We start from the raw sequence: 19,030 nt of genomic DNA, 5'->3' as shown, positions 1-19,030 counted from the left end.
TTATTTGAGAAGAAGGTCCTGATCTGACGAGTCGCCGGGCTTGGAATTTACCGTTGCCAGCGCCATCCGGGGTGCTGGCGCGGAGTTAATTTTTCCCCGTGGCCATCCGTTTCGTAGGGATAGCCGAGCCCTCGCTCGATACCCAACATGTACGGATGAACCCCGATGAACGCTGAAAAGTCCCTGAAACTTGCTCGCCGCTTTATCGAGCTGCCGCTGGAGAAGCGGCGGTTGTTCCTCGATGGCCTGCGGGATGAAAACATCGACTTTTCGTTGTTTCCGATTCCGGCCGACGTGGCCGTGGACGATCGCTGGGACCTGTCCTACGCCCAGCGACGCATGTGGTTCCTCTGGCAGTTGGACCCCGAGAGCGGCGCCTACAACCTGCCGGGCGCCGTACGCCTCAAGGGGGAACTGGATCGCGGTGCGCTGGAGCAGGCCTTCGCCCACCTGATCGCCCGTCACGAAACCCTGCGCACCCTGTTCAAGCGTCATGCCGATGACCGTCTGGAGCAGGTGGTGGCCGACAGCCCATTGCCGTTGGAGTACCAGGACCTGAGTGCCACGGATGCAGCCTTTCGCGAGCAGGCGGTGGCCGCCGAGGCACAGCGCCAGTCGTTGCTGCCGTTCGATCTGGGCCAGGGGCCGCTGTTGCGGATCAAGCTGCTCAAGCTCGCGGACCAGGACCATGTGCTGCTGCTGACCCTGCACCACATCGTGTCCGATGGCTGGTCGATGAACGTGCTGATCGATGAATTCATCCGTTGCTACGACGCCTTCGAGCGCGGCGAGGCGCCGCAATTGCCGGCACTGCCGATCCAGTACAGCGACTATGCCCTGTGGCAGCGGCGCTGGCTGGAGGCGGGGGAGCAGGCGCGTCAGCTGGAGTATTGGCAGGCCCGCCTGGGCGATGAGCATCCGGTATTGGAGCTGCCCACCGACCATCCACGCCCGGCGGTGCCCAGCTACCGCGGGACCCGCTATGAGTTCGCCGTGGAGCCGGCCTTGGCCGAGCAGTTGCGCGCCCTGGCGAAACAACACAACGTCACCTTGTTCATGCTCCTGCTCGGGGCCTTCAATGTGCTGTTGCATCGCTACACCGGCCAGGGCGACATCCGTGTCGGCGTGCCCATCGCCAACCGCAACCGGGCCGAGGTCGAGGGGCTGATCGGCTTCTTCGTCAACACCCAGGTGCTGCGTACCGAACTCACCGGCCAGACCCGGGTCAGCGAGCTGTTGCAAGCAGTCAAGGAGGCAGCCCTGGGTGCCCAGGCCCACCAGGACCTGCCGTTCGAGCAACTGGTGGAGGCCTTCAAGCTGGAGCGCAGCCTGAGCCACACGCCGTTGTTCCAGGTGATGTACAACCACCAGCCGCAGGTGGCCGATATCACCACGGTGAACACCGCCTCCGGGTTGGAGCTGGGGTTGGTGGAATGGCAAAGCCGTACCACCCAGTTCGACTTGACCCTGGATACCTACGAAAAATCCGGCAGGTTGCATGCGGCGCTGACCTATGCCGACGACCTGTTCGATGCGGCCACCATCGCTCGCATGGCGCGTCACTGGACCAGCCTGCTGCAAGGCATGCTGGCGGATGCCGGGCAACGTATCGGCGAACTGCCCCTGCTCGATGTCCAGGAGCAGCAGTTGCTGGTGCATGAATGGAACCGCACCGCGGTGGACTACCCCAGCGGGGTCTGCATGCACCAGTTGATCGAGGCCCAGGCCGGGCGTACTCCGCAGGCCTGTGCCCTGGTGTTCGGCGAGCACCAGCTCAGCTATGGCGAGCTGGACGCCCGGGCCAACCAGCTGGCGCGCTTGTTGCGCGAGCATGGGGTGGCAGCCGACACGCTGGTGGGGATCTGTATCGAGCGATCCATCGAAATGGTCGTGGGGCTGCTGGCGATCCACAAGGCCGGCGGAGCCTATGTGCCCCTGGATCCGGAATACCCCCAGGATCGCCTGGCCTACATGATCGAGGACAGCGGCATCGGCCTGCTGCTCAGCCAGAGCTCGCTGCTGGCGTCGCTGCCTGGCGAAACGGTCCGGATCATCACCCTGGACCAGGAGCCGGACTGGCTCGATGCCTACAGCGACAGCCCGCTGGAGGTGCTGACCGATCCGCTGAACCTGGCGTACGTGATCTACACCTCGGGCTCCACCGGCAAGCCCAAGGGCGCCGGCAACAGCCACGCGGCGCTGGTCAACCGCCTGCAATGGATGCAACAGGCCTATGGCCTGGACGCCAGCGATGCGGTGCTGCAGAAAACCCCATTCAGCTTCGACGTCTCGGTGTGGGAGTTCTTCTGGCCGCTGATGACCGGGGCACGCCTGGTGGTGGCCGCTCCCGGGGCCCATCGCGAGCCGGCGCAACTGATCCGGACCATTACCCAGCAGCAGGTCACCACCCTGCATTTCGTGCCTTCGATGCTTCAGGCATTCATTCGCGACAACGGCGTGTCGGCCTGTACCAGCCTCAAACGCATTGTCTGCAGTGGTGAAGCCTTGCCCATGGATGCCCAGCAGCAGGTGTTCGCCAAGTTGCCCAAGGCCGGTTTGTACAACCTGTATGGCCCGACCGAAGCGGCCATCGACGTGACCCACTGGACCTGTGTCGACGAAGGGCTCGATAGCGTGCCGATCGGCCGGCCGATCGCCAACCTGCGCACCCACGTGCTGGACGCGCAACTGCTGCCGGTGCCTGCCGGGGTCGCTGGCGAACTCTACCTGGGCGGTGCCGGCCTGGCCCGCAGCTATCACCGGCGCGCGGCGCTGACTGCCGAGCGTTTCGTACCTTGCCCATTCCATGATGGCGCGCGCCTGTATCGCACCGGCGACCGCGTGCGCCAGCGCGCCGATGGCGTGATCGAGTACCTGGGGCGCCTGGATCACCAGGTCAAGTTGCGCGGCCTGCGTATCGAGCTGGGCGAGATCGAGGCGCGCCTGCTGGAGCATCCGCAAGTGCGCGAAGCCACGGTGCTGGTGGTGGACGGCAAGCAACTGGTGGGTTACCTGGTCCTGCAAGAGGCCGCCGCCGACTGGCGCGAGGCACTGGCTGCACACCTGGGCCGCAGCCTGCCGGACTACATGGTGCCGGCGCAGTGGGTACTGCTGGACAGCATGCCCGTGACCGCCAACGGCAAGCTCGATCGCAAGGCCCTGCTGAGCCAGGTCGGTGAGGTGCAACTGGCTCCTTACCGTGCGCCGCGCGAGGGGGCCGAGCAGACCCTGGCCGAGATCTGGCGAGCGGTGCTGACGGTGGAGCAGGTCGGCCTGGATGACAATTTCTTCGCCCTGGGTGGCGACTCGATCATTTCCATCCAGGTGGTCAGCCGCGCCCGCCAGGCTGGCCTGGCGCTCAGCCCACGGGACCTGTTCCAGCACCAGACCCTGCGGAGCCTGGCCCAGGTGGCCAAGCCGGTGGCCCTCGGCCAGCAGGACATTGGCCCGGCCAGCGGCGAGCTGGCGCTGACGCCGGTACAGCACTGGTTCATGGAGCAAGCGGTACCGCAGCGCCAGCACTGGAACCAGTCGCTGTTGCTGCAAGCCCGCCAACCCCTGGATGCCCAATGCCTGGCCGAGGCCCTGGCGCGCCTGGCCAAGCATCACGATGCGCTGCGCTTGCGCGTGCGCCAAGTGGCCGCTGGCTGGCAGCAGGCCTATGCCGAGGAGCCCGGCGAGTTGTTGTGGCTGCGTGAGGCAGGCGATGCGGAGCAACTCACCCAGCTGTGCGAGGCTGCCCAGCGCAGCCTGGATCTGGAGCAAGGCCCATTGCTGCGCGGCATGTTGGTCAACCTGGCCGATGGCAGCCAGCGCTTGTTGCTGGTGGTCCACCACTGGGCGGTGGACGGGGTGTCCTGGCGCGTGCTGCTGGAAGATTTGCAGCAGCTGTATAGCCAGCCGCAACAGGCCCTCGCACCACGTACCAGCTCCTACCAGGCCTGGTCCGCACACCTGCAGCAACTGGCGGAGGAGCGTAGCGCCGAGCTGGCGTACTGGCAGGCGCAGATCCCGGCCCAGGTCGCGGACCTGCCGGCCGAGCGTCCGGCGGGCGCCCTGGAAAACCGTCATGAACAGAAAATCACCCTGACCCTGGATGCCCAGCGCACCGCGCAATTGCTGCAACAGGCAGCGGGCGCTTATCGCACCCAGATCAACGACCTGCTGCTCACCGCCCTGGCCCGCACCATCGGCCGTTGGACCGGCGTCGAGGGCACCCTGGTGCAGTTGGAAGGCCACGGCCGGGAAACCCAGGGCAGCGACCTGGACCTGAGCCGCAGCGTCGGCTGGTTCACCAGCCTGTTCCCGGTGTACCTGCGCGGCGCCGGCGAGCCAGGGGCGGCGATCAAGGGCATCAAGGAGCAATTGCGCGCCGTGCCGGACAAGGGCCTGGGCTTCGGCCTGCTGCGCTACCTGGGCGATGCCGCCAGTCGTGACGCCATGGCGCAGCTGGCGCAACCGCGCATCACCTTCAACTACCTGGGGCAGTTCGACCGCCAGTTCGATGCCCAGGCGCTGCTGGTGCCGGCCGCCGAGAAGGCCGGGCAGACCCAGGACCCTGGTGCGCCGCTGGCCAACTGGCTGGTGATCGAGGGCCAGGTCTACGGTGGCGAGTTGAGCCTGAGCTGGGGCTTCAGTCGTGAGATGTTCGACGCCTCGACCATCCAGCGCCTGGTGGATGACTACCAGGAGCAGTTGCTGGCCTTGATCGAACATTGCCTGGACCCGCTCCAGGGCGCCTTGACCCCGTCCGACGTCAGCCTGGCAAGGCTCACCCAGCAGCAGCTGGATGACCTGGCCCTGGCGTCCCGCGAGGTGCAGGATGTGTATCCGCTGTCGCCGATGCAGCAGGGCATGCTGTTCCACAGCCTGTACCAGCAAGGCAAGGGCGACGTCTATGTCAGCCAGTTGCGGGCCGATGTCCAGGGCCTGGACGTGGCGCGCTTCCAGCAAGCCTGGGAGCAGGTGCTGGGGCGCCATGACATGCTGCGCACCGGGTTCGTCTGGCAGGAGGACCAGGGCCAGGCCCTGCAGGTGGTCTATCGCCAGGTCGAGCTGCCGCTGATCGAGCATGACTGGCGCACTCGTGCGGATTTGCAGGCGGCGCTCGACACCCTGGCCCTGCAGCAGCACCAGCAAGGTTTCGAACTGGCTCGTCCGCCCTTGCTGCGGGTGGTGCTGGTGCGCACCGATGAAGACCGCTGGCACCTGGTGTACACCAGCCATCACATCCTCATGGATGGCTGGAGTAACGCCCTGGTACTCAATGAAGTACTGCAAGCCTGCAAGGGCCAGGCGCTGGCGCCGGCAGGCGCCGGTTTTGCCCAGCACATCGCCTGGTTGCAGGCCCAGGACCCGGCGCTGGGCGAGGCGTTCTGGCGCGAGCGCCTGGCACAGCTGGACGAGCCGTCATTCCTGGCTCGCAGCGTGGCCAGGAGCGGGCAACCGGCAACGGGCGAATACGGCGAACTGCTCTGTGAACTGGATGAAGAGCAGACCCGGCGCCTGGGTGCCTTTGCCCGGACTCAACAGGTAACCCTCAACAGCCTGGTGCAAGCGGCCTGGCTGTTGCTGTTGCAGCGTTATACCGGCCAGTCCAGCGTGGCCTGCGGGGTCACGGTCTCCGGACGCCCGGCGCAGTTGGCGGATGTGGAGCAGCAAGTCGGCCTGTTCATCAACACCTTGCCCTTGATCGTCAGCGTGGATCCGGCGCAGTCGGTCGGCGACTGGCTGCGCCAGGTTCAGGCGCTGAACCTGGAGATGCGCGAGCACGAACACACACCGTTGTTCGATATCCAGCGTTGGGCCGGGGCCGCCGGTGAGGCGCTGTTCGATACCCTGGTGGTGTTCGAGAACTTCCCCGTGGCCAAGAGCCTGGAGCAGGGCGCTGCCGATGGCCTGCGCTTCAGCGAGGTCAAGAGCCAGGAGCGCACCAACTACCCGTTGACCCTGACTGCGCACGGCGGCGCACGCTTGAGCCTGCACCTGGAGTACCTCCAGGCCGAATTCGACAGCCAGGCAGTGCAGCGCCTGGCGGCCTGCCTGCAAGCGCTGCTGCAGCGCTTTTTCGAGGCGCCGGAGCAGGCCCTGGGGGCCTTGCCGTTGCTGCCGGAGTCGGAACAACGGCACCTGTTGCAGGCCTGGAATCCGCGCGATGCCTCGCGGCCGGCGCAGGCCAGCGTAGTGCAACGGTTCGAGCAGCAGGCGGCGATGCAACCGGAGCGCCTGGCGCTGATCCTCGACCAGCGCCGCCTGACCTATGGCGAGCTCAACCAGCGGGCCAACCGCCTGGCCCAGCGCTTGATCGAGCTGGGGGTGAAGGCCGATTCCCTGGTGGGGGTCGCGGTGGATCGTTCCCTGGAAATGGTCGTGGGCCTGCTGGCGGTGCTCAAGGCCGGTGGCGCCTACGTGCCGCTGGACCCGAAATACCCCCGCGAGCGCCTGCAGTGCATGATCGAGGACAGCGGCCTGGGCTTGCTGCTGACCCAGCAACCGCTGCTGGAGCAATTGCCGATCAGCCCCGGCTTGCCGCTGATCTGCCTGGAGCAGGATGAACACTGGCTGGCCGCCTACAGCGCCGAGAACCCGCCGGTGCGTTCGCAGCCGGGCAACCTGGCCTATGTGATGTTCACCTCCGGCTCCACTGGCCGGCCCAAGGGAGTCGGGATCGACCTGGGTTCCCTGGCGCGGCATGTGGAAGTGATCACCGAGTTGTTCGAGCTCAAGGCCGATGACCGGGCCCTGCAATTCGGCACCTTCAACTTCGACGCCTTCGTCGAACAGTTGTACCCGGCATTGTGCTGCGGTGCGGCGGTTGTGGTACGCGGTGGCGAACTGTGGGACAGCGACACCTTCTACCAGCAATTGATCGAACACCAGATCACCGTGGCCGACCTGACCACCGCCTACTGGTACCTGCTGGTACGGGACTTCGCCGACCGTGGCCCACGCGACTATGGGCGCCTGCGCCAGGTGCATATCGGCGGCGAAGCCATGCCGCCGGAAGGCCTCAATGCCTGGCGCGCGGCGGGCCTGGAACACGTCAGGCTGTTCAACACCTATGGCCCCACCGAGACCACGGTCAGTGCCACGGCCCTGGACTGTGCCGCTTATGTCTTGGGTGGCGAGCCGTTGCCGGCAGTCATGCCCATCGGCCGGGTACTGGACGGTCGCGCCATCTACTTGCTCGATGCCAACCTCAATCCGGTGCCGGTGGGTGTGGCCGGTGAGTTGGTGATTGGCGGGCCGCTGCTGGCCCGTGGTTACTTCCAGCGTCCCGAACTCACCGCCGAGCGTTTCATTCCCGATCCGTTCGCCGCGGATGGGGCGGGGCGCCTGTACCGTACCGGCGACCTGGCACGCTACCGGGCCGACGGGGTGATCGAGTACATCGGGCGGATCGACCATCAGGTCAAGGTGCGTGGTTTCCGTATCGAGCTGGGGGAAATCGAGGCCCGCCTGCTGGCCCAGGCCAGTGTGCGCGAAGCCCTGGTGGTCGCCGCCGATAACCAGCTGGTCGCTTATGTGGTGGCCAGCCAGGCCTTGTCCGAGCAACAGCAAGAGCCGTTGCGCGAGCAGTTGAAGGCGAGCCTGCGTGCAGAACTGCCGGACTACATGGTGCCGGGGCACCTGTTGTTCCTGGAGCGCCTGCCCATGAGCCCCAACGGCAAGCTCGATCGCGCGGCGCTGCCCAAGCCCGATGCCAGCCAGGCGCTGGCCAACTGGATCGCTCCGGTCACCGAGCTACAGCAGCAGGTGGCGGCCATCTGGTCCCAAGTCCTGGGTGCCGAGCGGGTCGGCCTCGGCGATCATTTCTTCGAGATGGGCGGCCACTCGCTGCTGGCCACCCAGATGGTGTCCCGAGTGCGACATGGCCTGGGTATCGAGGTCAGCCTCAAGACCCTGTTCGAGCATCCGGTGCTGGCCGATTTCGTCGGCTCCCTGGGCGCTGTCGACGCCTCGGCCCCGGCGATCCTGCCGGTGGACCGGGCGCAACCGCTGGCCTTGTCCTATGCCCAGGAGCGCCAGTGGTTCCTCTGGCAGCTGGACCCGACCAGCGCCGCCTACCATGTGCCCAGCGCGCTGCGCCTGAAGGGCCAGTTGGATCTGGCTGCATTGCAGCGCAGTTTCGATACGCTGGTGGCGCGCCATGAAAGCCTGCGCACCCGCTTGCAGCAGGATGGCCAGCGCGCCGTCCAGGTGATCGAAGCCCAGACGCGGTTCGAGCTGGGGGTGGTCGAGGCCGATGAGTCGCGCCTCAAATCCCTGGTGGAGGCGCAGATCGCCCAGCCGTTCGATTTGCGCCAGGGCCCATTGTTGCGAGCCAACGTGTTGCGCCTGGCCGAAGATGACCATGTGCTGGTGCTGGTCAAGCATCACATCGTCTCCGATGGCTGGTCGATGCAAGTGATGATCGAAGAGCTGGTGCAGCTGTATTCGGCCTACAGCCTGGGTGAAGAGCTGCAGCTGCCGGCCTTGCCGATCCAGTACGCCGACTACGCCGCCTGGCAGCGCGACTGGATGGAGGCCGGCGAAAAGGCCCGTCAGCTCGGCTACTGGCGTGACATGCTCGGTGGGCAGCAGCCGGTGCTGGAGTTACCGTTCGACCATCAGCGCCCGGCCTTGCCGAGCCATCGTGGTGCTCGCCTGTCGATACCGCTACCCGCTGCCCTGGTGGATGAGCTCAAGGACCTGGCCAAGGTCCGTGGCGTGACCCTGTTCATGCTGTTGTTGGCGTCCTACCAGGCCTTGCTGCATCGCTACAGCGGCCAGCAGGACATCCGTGTCGGGGTGCCGATCGCCAACCGCAACCGGGTAGAGACCGAGCGCCTGATCGGTTTCTTCGTCAACACCCAGGTACTCAAGGCCGATATCGATGGCCAGATGACCGTCGACCAGCTGCTGGCGCAGGTCAAGCAACGGGCCCTGGAAGCCCAGGCCCACCAGGACCTGCCGTTCGAGCAACTGGTGGAGGCGTTGCAGCCGGAGCGCAGCCTGAGCCTCAACCCGCTGTTCCAGGTGGTGTTCAACCATCACATCAGCCAGGCAGGCAATCATTTGCAGCGTTTGCCGGGGCTGGACATGAGCCCGGTGACCTGGGATGAAACTGCGGCGCAGTTCGACCTGGTCCTGGATATCGAAGAATCCCAGCAGCAGTTGCATGCCTCGCTGAGCTACGCCACCGACCTGTTCGAGGCCTCGACCATCGAGCGCATGGCCCGCCACTGGCAGAACCTGCTGCAGGCGATGGTCGCCGACCAGCAGCAAGCCATCGGCCAGTTGAACCTGCTGGACGAAGCGGAGCAGCGGCAGATCATCCAGCTCTGGGATCGGACCGATTCGGGCTTCCCGGCCACGCGCCTGGTGCACGAGCTGGTGGCCGACCGTGCCCGGGAAACCCCCGAGGCGGTGGCGGTGATCTTCGGTGAGCAACAGCTGACCTACGGCGAGCTGGAGCGCAGCGCCAACCGCTTGGCCCGGGCCCTGATCGCCCGTGGCGTGGGCCCGGAAGTGCGGGTGGCGATCGCCATGCCGCGCAGCGCGGAGATCATGGTGGCGTTCCTGGCGGTGCTGAAATCCGGTGGCGTGTACGTGCCGCTGGACGTGGAATACCCCGAGGACCGCCTGCTGTACATGATGCAGGACAGCCGCGCGCAACTGCTGCTGACCCACTCGGCGGTGCAACAGCGCCTGCCGGTGCCGCAGGGGCTGGAGAGCCTGGCAGTGGACCGTACCGAGCAGTGGAGTGGTGACGACGACAGCGCCCCGCACGTGACGCTGGACGGCGACTACCTGGCGTATGTGATCTACACCTCCGGCTCCACCGGCTTGCCCAAGGGCGTGGCGGTGTCCCACGGGCCGCTGGTGGCGCACATCATCGCCACCGGCGAGCGCTACGAAATGACCGCGGCCGATTGCGAGCTGCACTTCATGTCGTTCGCCTTCGACGGCTCCCATGAAGGTTGGATGCACCCGCTGATCAACGGTGCGCGGGTGCTGATCCGCGACGACAACCTGTGGCTGCCGGAGCAGACCTACGCCCAGATGCATCGCCACGGTGTGACCGTGGGGGTGTTCCCACCGGTGTACCTGCAGCAGCTGGCCGAACACGCCGAGCGCGACGGCAACCCACCGGCGGTACGGGTGTACTGCTTCGGCGGCGATGCGGTGGCCCAGGCCAGCTACGACCTGGCCTGGCGGGCACTGCGCCCGACCTACCTGTTCAACGGCTATGGCCCGACCGAAACCGTGGTCACGCCGCTGCTGTGGAAGGCTCGCAAGGACGATCCATGCGGCGCGGCCTACGCCCCGATCGGCACGCTGCTGGGCAACCGCAGCGGTTATGTGCTGGATGCTGAGTTGAACCTGCAACCGATCGGCGTGGCGGGCGAGTTGTACCTGGGCGGCGAAGGCGTGGCCCGGGGTTACCTGGAACGTCCGGCACTGACGGCCGAGCGCTTCGTGCCCGATCCGTTCGGTGCGCCGGGCAGCCGGGTGTACCGCAGTGGCGACCTGACCCGTGGCCGTCCTGACGGGGTGGTGGACTACCTGGGCCGGGTCGACCACCAGGTGAAGATCCGTGGCTTCCGTATCGAACTGGGCGAGATCGAGGCGCGCCTGCGCGAGCAGGAGGCCGTGCGGGAGGCGGTGGTGGTGGCCCAGGATGGGCCGACCGGCAAGCAACTGGTGGGTTACCTGGTGATGTTCGATCCAGCCCTGGTCGACGATGCCAATGCCCAGGCCAGTGCCCGGGATGCCGTGCGCCGTGCCCTCAAGGCGCGCATGCCGGACTACATGGTGCCCACCCACCTGATGTTCCTGGCGCAGATGCCCTTGACCCCCAACGGCAAGCTGGACCGCAAGGGCCTGCCACAACCGGACGCCAGCCAGATGCAGCAGGCCTACGTGGCCCCGCAGAGCGAACTGGAGCAACAGATCGCGGCGATCTGGGCCGAAGTCCTGCGCCTGCCGCAGGTAGGGCTCAACGACAACTTCTTCGAAGTGGGCGGCCATTCCCTGCTGGCGATCCAGATCACCTCCAGGGTCCAGGCCGAGCTAGGACTGGAAGTGCCACTGGTTGAGGTGTTCCAGACCGAATCCTTGCGGGCTTATGTCGAGGCCGCCAGCGTTTGTCGCGCTGGCAGTGCGGCTGATTTTGATGATCTTCGTGAATTCTTGAGCGAACTAGAGGCGATTTGAACCATGCTTTCCAACCCAAACATCGATCTGGTATCGCGCTTTCTTCGACTGCCTCTGGAGCAGCGCAAGCAGTTCTACCAGCGCCTGCAAAGCCGTGGCATGAGCTTCGCCCAACTGCCCATCGCCTCCGTTCGCGAAAGCAACGACAACCTGCCGCTGTCCTATGCCCAGGAGCGCCAGTGGTTTCTCTGGCAGTTGGAGCCCGACAGTGCCGCCTATCATGTGCCCGGCGCATTGCGCCTGAGCGGACGCCTGGACATCGCGGCCTTGCAGCGCAGCTTCGACAGCCTGGTCGCGCGCCACGAAAGCCTGCGCACCCGCCTGCACCTGCAAGACAATCGCATGACCCAGCAAGTGCTGGCCCAGGCTTCGATCGAGATCGTCCTGGAGCCGATCGACGAAGCCCGCCTCAAGGAACGGGTCGAGGAGGAAATGGCCCGGCCTTTCGACCTGCTGCAAGGCCCATTGTTGCGGGCCAGCCTGCTGCGCCTGGGCGAAGAAGAGCACGTGCTGGTGCTGGTGCAGCACCACATCGTGTCCGATGGCTGGTCGATGCAGGTCATGGTCCAGGAACTGATGCAGCTATACGCTGCTTACAGCCAGGGGCAGGAGTGCGCGTTGCCGGCCCTGGCGATCCAGTATGCCGATTACGCCCTGTGGCAACGCAGCTGGATGGAGTCAGGGGAGAAGGCGCGGCAGCTGGAGTACTGGCTGGCGCTGCTCGGCGGTGTCCAGCCGGTGCTGGAGTTGCCGTTCGATCATCCTCGCCCGGCACAACAGAGCTACCGTGGCGCACGCCTGGATGTGGCCCTGGAACAAGGGCTGGTAGCGGCACTCAAGGGGTTGGCCCAGCGTGAGGGTGTGACCCTGTTCATGGTCCTGCTGGCCTCGTTCCAGGCCTTGTTGCATCGCCACAGCGGCCAGCAGGACATCCGCGTCGGGGTGCCGATCGCCAACCGCAACCGGGTGGAAGTCGAGCGCCTGATCGGTTTCTTCGTCAATACCCAGGTGCTCAAGGCCGATATCGACGGGCAGCTGACGTTTGCGCAGCTTCTGCAGCAGGCCAAGCGCCGCGCGCTGGAAGCCCAGGCCCACCAGGACCTGCCGTTCGAGCAGTTGGTCGAGGCGCTGCAACCGGAGCGCAGCCTGAGCCACAACCCGTTGTTCCAGGTGATGTTCAACCACCAGGCCAATGCCCAGGCCGACGCCGGCGAGACGCAGTTGCCCGGCCTGCGAGTGGCCAGCCTGGAGTGGGACAACCAGAGCGCCCAGTTCGACCTGAGCCTGGACACCCAGGAAACCGCCGAGGATATCTGGGCCTCCCTGACCTACGCCACCGACCTGTTCACCCACGCGAGCATCGAGCGCCTGGCGCGCCACTGGCAGAACCTGCTGCGCTCGGCCGTGGCCGATCCGACTTTGCCGATCCAGGACCTGGCCCTGCTGGAGGCTGAAGAGCGCCAGCGCATCGTTCATCAGTGGAACGCCACCGAGCGTGGCTACCCGCTGCAACGCCAGGTGCACCAGTTGATCGAGGAACAGGTAGCCCTGGCTCCCGAAGCCCCGGCCCTGGTGTTCGGCCAGCAGCGCCTGAGCTATGCCGAACTCAACCGCCGGGCCAACCGCCTGGCCCATCGCTTGATCCAGGCCGGGGTCGGCCCGGATGTGCTGGTGGGGCTGGCGGTGGAACGTTCGATCGAGATGGTGGTGGGCCTGCTGGCAGTACTCAAGGCCGGTGGCGCCTATGTGCCGCTGGACCCGGAATACCCACGCGAGCGCCTGGCCTACATGCTCGAAGACAGTGGCGTGAAGTTGCTGCTGACCCAGGCGCATCTGCTGGAGCAGCTGCCACTCAGCGCTGAGGTGGAATGCCTGGCCCTGGATCAGCTCGAAGCCAGCCTGGCGGGTTACAGCGAAGAAAATCCGCAGATCGCCCTGGACGGCGAGAACCTGGCCTACGTGATCTACACCTCCGGCTCCACCGGCCAGCCCAAGGGTGCCGGCAACCGGCATTCGGCACTGCTCAACCGCCTGTGCTGGATGCAGGAGGCCTATGGCCTGGGTGCTGGCGACACGGTCTTGCAGAAGACCCCATTCAGCTTCGACGTCTCGGTATGGGAGTTTTTCTGGCCGCTGATGACCGGCGCACGGCTGGTGGTGGCGGCCCCGGGGGATCACCGCGATCCGGCCCGTCTGGTGAGCCTGATCAATGCCGAGCAGGTCACGACCTTGCACTTCGTGCCGTCGATGCTGCAGGCCTTCCTGCAGGATCGTGATGTGGGTTCGTGCACCAGCCTGCAACGCATCGTTTGCAGCGGCGAAGCATTGCCGGTGGATGCCCAGCAGCAAGTGTTCGCCAAGTTGCCAAAGGCCGGGTTGTACAACCTGTATGGCCCGACCGAAGCGGCAATCGATGTGACCCACTGGACCTGTGTCGATGAAGGCCGCGATGGCGTGCCGATCGGCCGGCCGATCGCCAATCTGGGCTGCTACATCCTGGACAGCAACTTCGAGCCGGTGCCGGTGGGTGTACTGGGCGAGTTGTACCTGGGTGGAGTGGGCCTGGCCCGTGGTTACCACCGCCGCCCGGCCTTGAGCGCCGAACGCTTCGTGGCCCATCCGTTCGTGGCCGGCGAGCGCCTGTACCGTACCGGCGACCTGGCGCGTTATCGCGAAGACGGGGTAATCGAATACGCCGGGCGTATCGACCATCAGGTCAAGCTGCGGGGCCTGCGTATCGAGTTGGGCGAGATCGAGGCGCGACTGCTGGAGCACGAGCGAGTACGTGAGGCCGCGGTACTGGCGGTGGATAACCAACACCTGGTGGGTTATCTGGTGCTGGACGGCGCGGGCGAGGACTGGCGTGAAGTACTGAGTGTCCACCTGGCCGCGCACCTGCCGGACTACATGGTGCCGGCGCAGTGGGTGCTGCTGGAGCAGATGCCCCTGAGCCCCAACGGCAAGCTGGACCGCAAGGCTTTGCCCAAGCCGGACAAGGCGCAGTCCGCCCAAGCCTATGAGGCTCCACAAAGTCTTTTGGAACAACAGATCGCCGCGATCTGGGCCGAGGTGCTGGGTATCGAGCAGGTGGGCCTGAACGATAACTTCTTCGAGCGTGGTGGCGATTCGATCATCTCGATTCAGGTGGTCAGCCGGGCCCGGGCGGCCGGGATCCACTTCACCCCCAAGGCGCTGTTCCAGCACCAGACCGTGCGCAGCCTGGCGCGGGTGGCCCAGTTGCAGGCCGTGCAGGTGATCGACCAGGGGCCGGTGCAGGGCGAGACACCATTGCTGCCTTTCCAGCAGCTGTTTTTCGCCATGGACCTGCCGGATCGGCATCACTGGAACCAGTCCTTGCTGTTGACGCCGCGCCAACCGGTGCGCGCGGACCTGTTGGAAGCGGCACTCCAGGCGCTGGTGGCGCATCACGATGTGCTGCGCCTGAGCTTCAGCCCGCAGGCCGACGGCTGGAAGGCCCGGCATGATGCTGTGGCAACGACCTTGCTCTGGCAGGCCCGCCTGGAGGCTGCCGATGAGCTGCAAGAACTGTGCGAACGCGCCCAGCGCAGCCTCGATCTGCAACAGGGCCGGTTGTTGCGGGCAGTGCTGGCTGAGTTGCCCGATGGCAGCCAGCGTCTGTTGCTGGTCATGCACCACCTGGTGGTGGATGGCGTTTCCTGGCGGATCTTTCTTGAAGATTTGCAGAACCTTTATCAGCAGTCGGTCGAGGGTCGCCAGCAGCGACTGCCGGCCAAGACGTCGGCGTTCAAGACCTGGGCCGAGCGCCTGCAAGCCCATGCCCGCAGCGCCGCGATGCACCAGGAACAAGACTACTGGCAACAACAGTTGCAGGACGTGAGCGCCGAATTGCCGTGCCGCGATCCCCAGGGCGCTCGTCCGGGACGCCTGGCCCGGACCCTGGTCAGCCAGCTCGATGCGCAGCGTACCCGGCAACTGCTGCAGCAGGCGCCCACGGCCTATCGGACGCAGATCAACGACCTGCTGCTGACGGCCCTGGCCCGGGTGATCTGCCGCTGGACCGGTCATGCCTCCAGCCTGGTCCAGCTCGAGGGGCACGGCCGCGAGGAGCTGTTCGAGGACCTGGACCTGACGCGCACCCTGGGCTGGTTCACCAGCCTGTTCCCGGTGCGCCTGACCCCGGCCGCCGACCTGGCGGGCTCGATCAAGCAGGTCAAGGAGCAGCTGCGCGCCGTGCCGAACAAGGGCCTGGGTTTTGGTGCCTTGCGCTACCTCGGGGACGAGCAGACCCGCCAGGCCTTCAGCCTGTTGCCGGTGCCGCGCATCACCTTCAACTACCTGGGGCAGGTCGATGGCAGCTTCGACCAGCCAGACGGCCTGTTTACCCCAGCAGCGGAAAGCACCGGCGCCGAGCAGAGCCCCGAGGCTGCGCTGGGTAACTGGCTGACCCTCAACGGCCAGGTGTATGGCGGCGAGTTGCACATGAGCTGGACCTTCAGCCCGCTGATGTTCGATGAAGCGGTGATCGAACAGTTGAGCCAGGACTATGCCCGCGAACTGGCGGCCCTGGTGGAGCACTGCTGCACCCCGGGCAACGCTGGCGTCACCGCTTCGGACTTCCCCCTGGCCAGGCTGACCCAGCCCCAGCTCGAGTCCCTGCCCCTGGTGGCTAGCGACATCGAGGACATCTATGCCTTGTCGCCGATGCAGCAGGGCATGTTGTTCCATACCCTCTATGAACAGGCGGCGGGCGACTACATCAACCAGATCCGGGTCACGGTCGACAACCTGGATGTGAGCCGTTTCCGGCAGGCCTGGCAGGCCACGGTGCAGGCCCAGGAAGTGCTGCGCAGCGGCTACTTCTGGCAAGGCCAGCTGGAATGGCCGTGCCAGGTGGTCTATCGCCAGGCCAGCCTGCCGATCGAAGAACTCGATTGGCGCGCCATGCCCGAGCTCGAACAAGAGCTGCAGAACCTGCAGCAAGCCCAGCGCCGCCAGGGTTTCGACCTGGCCCGGGCGCCCCTGGTGCGAGTGCTGCTGGTGCGTACGGGGGAGCAGCGCCATGAGCTGATCTACACCAACCATCACATCCTCATGGACGGTTGGAGCAATTCGCGGTTGTTTGGTGAAGTATTGCAACGCTATGCCGGCGTAGCGGTGCCGGAGGCCAGTGGCCGCTATCGCGACTACATCGGCTGGTTGCAACAACGGGATGCCAAGGCGACCGAGGCCTTCTGGCGCGAGCAGTTGAGCCAGTTGCCGGCACCGACGCGGTTGGGCAGCAACCTGCCCTTGGCTGCACAGGGCCATGGCGAGTACCGCTGGGCCCTGGATGCCGAGCTGACCGGACGCCTGGAGGCTTTCGCCCGCAGCCAGAAAGTCACCCTCAATACCTTGATCCAGGCGGCCTGGCTGATCCTGCTGCAACGCCATAGCGGGCAGTCGGTGGTGACCTTCGGCGCCACCGTGGCCGGTCGCCCGGCTGAACTGGCCGGGATCGAGCAGCAGATTGGCCTGTTCATCAATACCTTGCCGGTGATTTGCGCCGTCGATGCCCAGCGTTCGGTGGCGCAGTGGCTGCAGGATGTGCAGGAGCGCAACCTGGCCTTGCGTGAACATGAACACACCGCCTTGTACGACATCCAGCGCTGGGCCAGCCAGGGTGGCGAGGCGCTGTTCGACAACATCCTGGTATTCGAGAACTACCCGGTATCCAAGGCGCTGGAGCAGGGCGGCAGCGGTATCGGCTTCGGTGTGCCCCAGGCGCACGAGCAGACCAGCTATCCCTTGACCCTGCTGGTGGACCTTGGCGCGACGCTGTCATTGCAATTCAGCTTCGCCCGGGCCAGTTTCACCGCGCAAAGCGTGGAGTCCTACGGTCGGCACCTGACCAACCTGCTGCTGGGCATGCTTGCCGACAGCACCCAGAGCCTGGGTGAGCTGCCGATGCTCGACCTTGCCGAGCGGCGCCAGGTGCTGGAGCAATGGAACGCCACCGAGCGTGACTACCCGTTGCAACGCCAGGTGCACCAGTTGATCGAGGAACAGGTAGCCCTGGCTCCCGAAGCCCCGGCCCTGGTCTTTGGTCAGCAGCGCCTGAGCTATGCCGAAATCAACCGTCGTGCCAACCGCCTGGCCCATCACCTGATCCAGGCCGGGGTCGGCCCGGATGTGCTGGTGGGGCTGGCGGTGGAGCGCTCGATCGAGATGGTGGTGGGCCTGCTGGCGGTGCTCAAGGCCGGTGGCGCCTATGTACCGCTGGGCCCGGAATACCCACGCGAACGTTTGGCTTACATGCTCGAAGACAGCGGCGTGAAACTGCTGCTGACCCAGGCGCATTTGCTGGAGCAGCTGCCACTCAGCGCTGAGGTGGAATGCCTGGCTCTGGATCAGCTCGAAGCCAGCCTGGCAGGTTACAGCGAAGAGAACCCGCAGATCGCCCTGGACGGCGAGAACCTGGCCTACGTGATCTACACCTCCGGCTCCACCGGCCAGCCCAAGGGTGCCGGCAACCGGCATTCGGCACTGCTCAACCGCCTGTGCTGGATGCAGGAGGCCTATGGCCTGGGTGCTGGCGACACGGTCTTGCAGAAGACCCCATTCAGCTTCGACGTCTCGGTATGGGAGTTTTTCTGGCCGCTGATGACCGGCGCACGGCTGGTGGTGGCGGCCCCGGGGGATCACCGCGATCCGGCCCGTCTGGTGAGCCTGATCAATGCCGAGCAGGTCACGACCTTGCACTTCGTGCCGTCGATGCTGCAGGCCTTCCTGCAGGATCGTGATGTGGGTTCGTGCACCAGCCTGCAACGCATCGTTTGCAGCGGCGAAGCATTGCCGGTGGATGCCCAGCAGCAAGTGTTCGCCAAGTTGCCAAAGGCCGGGTTGTACAACCTGTATGGCCCGACCGAAGCGGCAATCGATGTGACTCACTGGACCTGTGTCGATGAAGGCCGCGACGGTGTGCCGATCGGCCGTCCGATCGCCAATCTGGGCTGCTACATCCTGGACAGCAACTTCGAGCCGGTGCCAGTGGGTGTGCTGGGCGAGCTGTACCTGGGCGGCGTGGGCCTGGCCCGTGGATACCACCGCCGTCCGGCCTTGAGCGCCGAACGCTTCGTGGCCCATCCGTTCGTGGCCGGTGAGCGCCTGTACCGTACCGGCGACCTGGCGCGTTATCGCGAAGACGGGGTGATCGAATACGCTGGACGTATCGACCATCAAGTCAAGCTGCGGGGCCTGCGCATCGAGTTGGGCGAGATCGAGGCGCGACTGCTGGAGCACGAGCGAGTACGTGAGGCCGCGGTACTGGCGGTGGATAACCAACACCTGGTGGGTTATCTGGTGCTGGACGGCGCTGGCGAAGACTGGCGCGAAGTACTGAGTGCCCACCTGGCCGCGCACCTGCCGGACTACATGGTGCCGGCGCAGTGGGTGCTGCTGGAGCAGATGCCGCTGAGCCCCAATGGCAAGCTGGACCGAAAGGCCCTGCCCAAGCCCGATGCCAGCTTGCAGGCGCGGGAGTACGTGGCACCGCAGAGCCCGCTGGAGCAACAGGTTGCGCAGATCTGGGCGCAGGTACTGGAAGTGGAACGGGTCGGCTTGAAGGACAACTTCTTCGAGTTGGGCGGGCACTCGTTGCTGGCCACCCAAGTGGTGGTGCGATTGCGCGAGCAGCTGCACAGCGAGATTGACGTCAAGTCGATCTTCACCACACCGACCCTGGCCGAGTTCTGTGCCCATGTCGCAGCGCAGCAGACAAATATTTCGCCGGTGCAGGATGCATTGGCTAAATCCCTGGAGGCCCTCAAACGTCTATCAGCAGAAGATTTGGATAAATTGACTTCCTGAGGGG

The 19,030-nt window shown here is 65.6% G+C and carries 2 protein-coding genes; both read left to right on the top strand.

From position 1 onward, the window contains the following. Window positions 1-165 precede the first annotated feature (165 nt). Window positions 166-11,199: a non-ribosomal peptide synthetase gene (locus tag ATY02_RS25435; protein ID WP_164823715.1), complete on the top strand. Its 11,034-nt coding sequence runs from the start codon at window positions 166-168 to the stop codon at window positions 11,197-11,199. A 3-nt stretch (window positions 11,200-11,202) separates the two neighbouring features. Beyond that, the gene (locus ATY02_RS25430; RefSeq protein WP_164823714.1) at window positions 11,203-19,026 is read left to right on the top strand and encodes a non-ribosomal peptide synthetase; all 7,824 of its coding nucleotides are present in this window, start codon (window positions 11,203-11,205) and stop codon (window positions 19,024-19,026) included. The last annotated feature ends 4 nt before the right edge of the window (window positions 19,027-19,030 follow it).

This window comes from Pseudomonas sp. BIOMIG1BAC, assembly GCF_001705995.2.
Lineage (GTDB): Bacteria > Pseudomonadota > Gammaproteobacteria > Pseudomonadales > Pseudomonadaceae > Aquipseudomonas > Aquipseudomonas sessilinigenes.
Note: the sequence above shows the minus strand (reverse complement) of the source record. Positions and strands in the feature narration are given on the sequence as shown.

What these genes read in the sequence shown, in the direction of transcription:
- ATY02_RS25430 (WP_164823714.1), top strand. Translation starts at nt 11,203, where the DNA reads ATGCTTTCCAACCCAAACATCGATCTGGTATCGCGCTTTCTTCGACTG.
- ATY02_RS25435 (WP_164823715.1), top strand. Translation starts at nt 166, where the DNA reads ATGAACGCTGAAAAGTCCCTGAAACTTGCTCGCCGCTTTATCGAGCTG.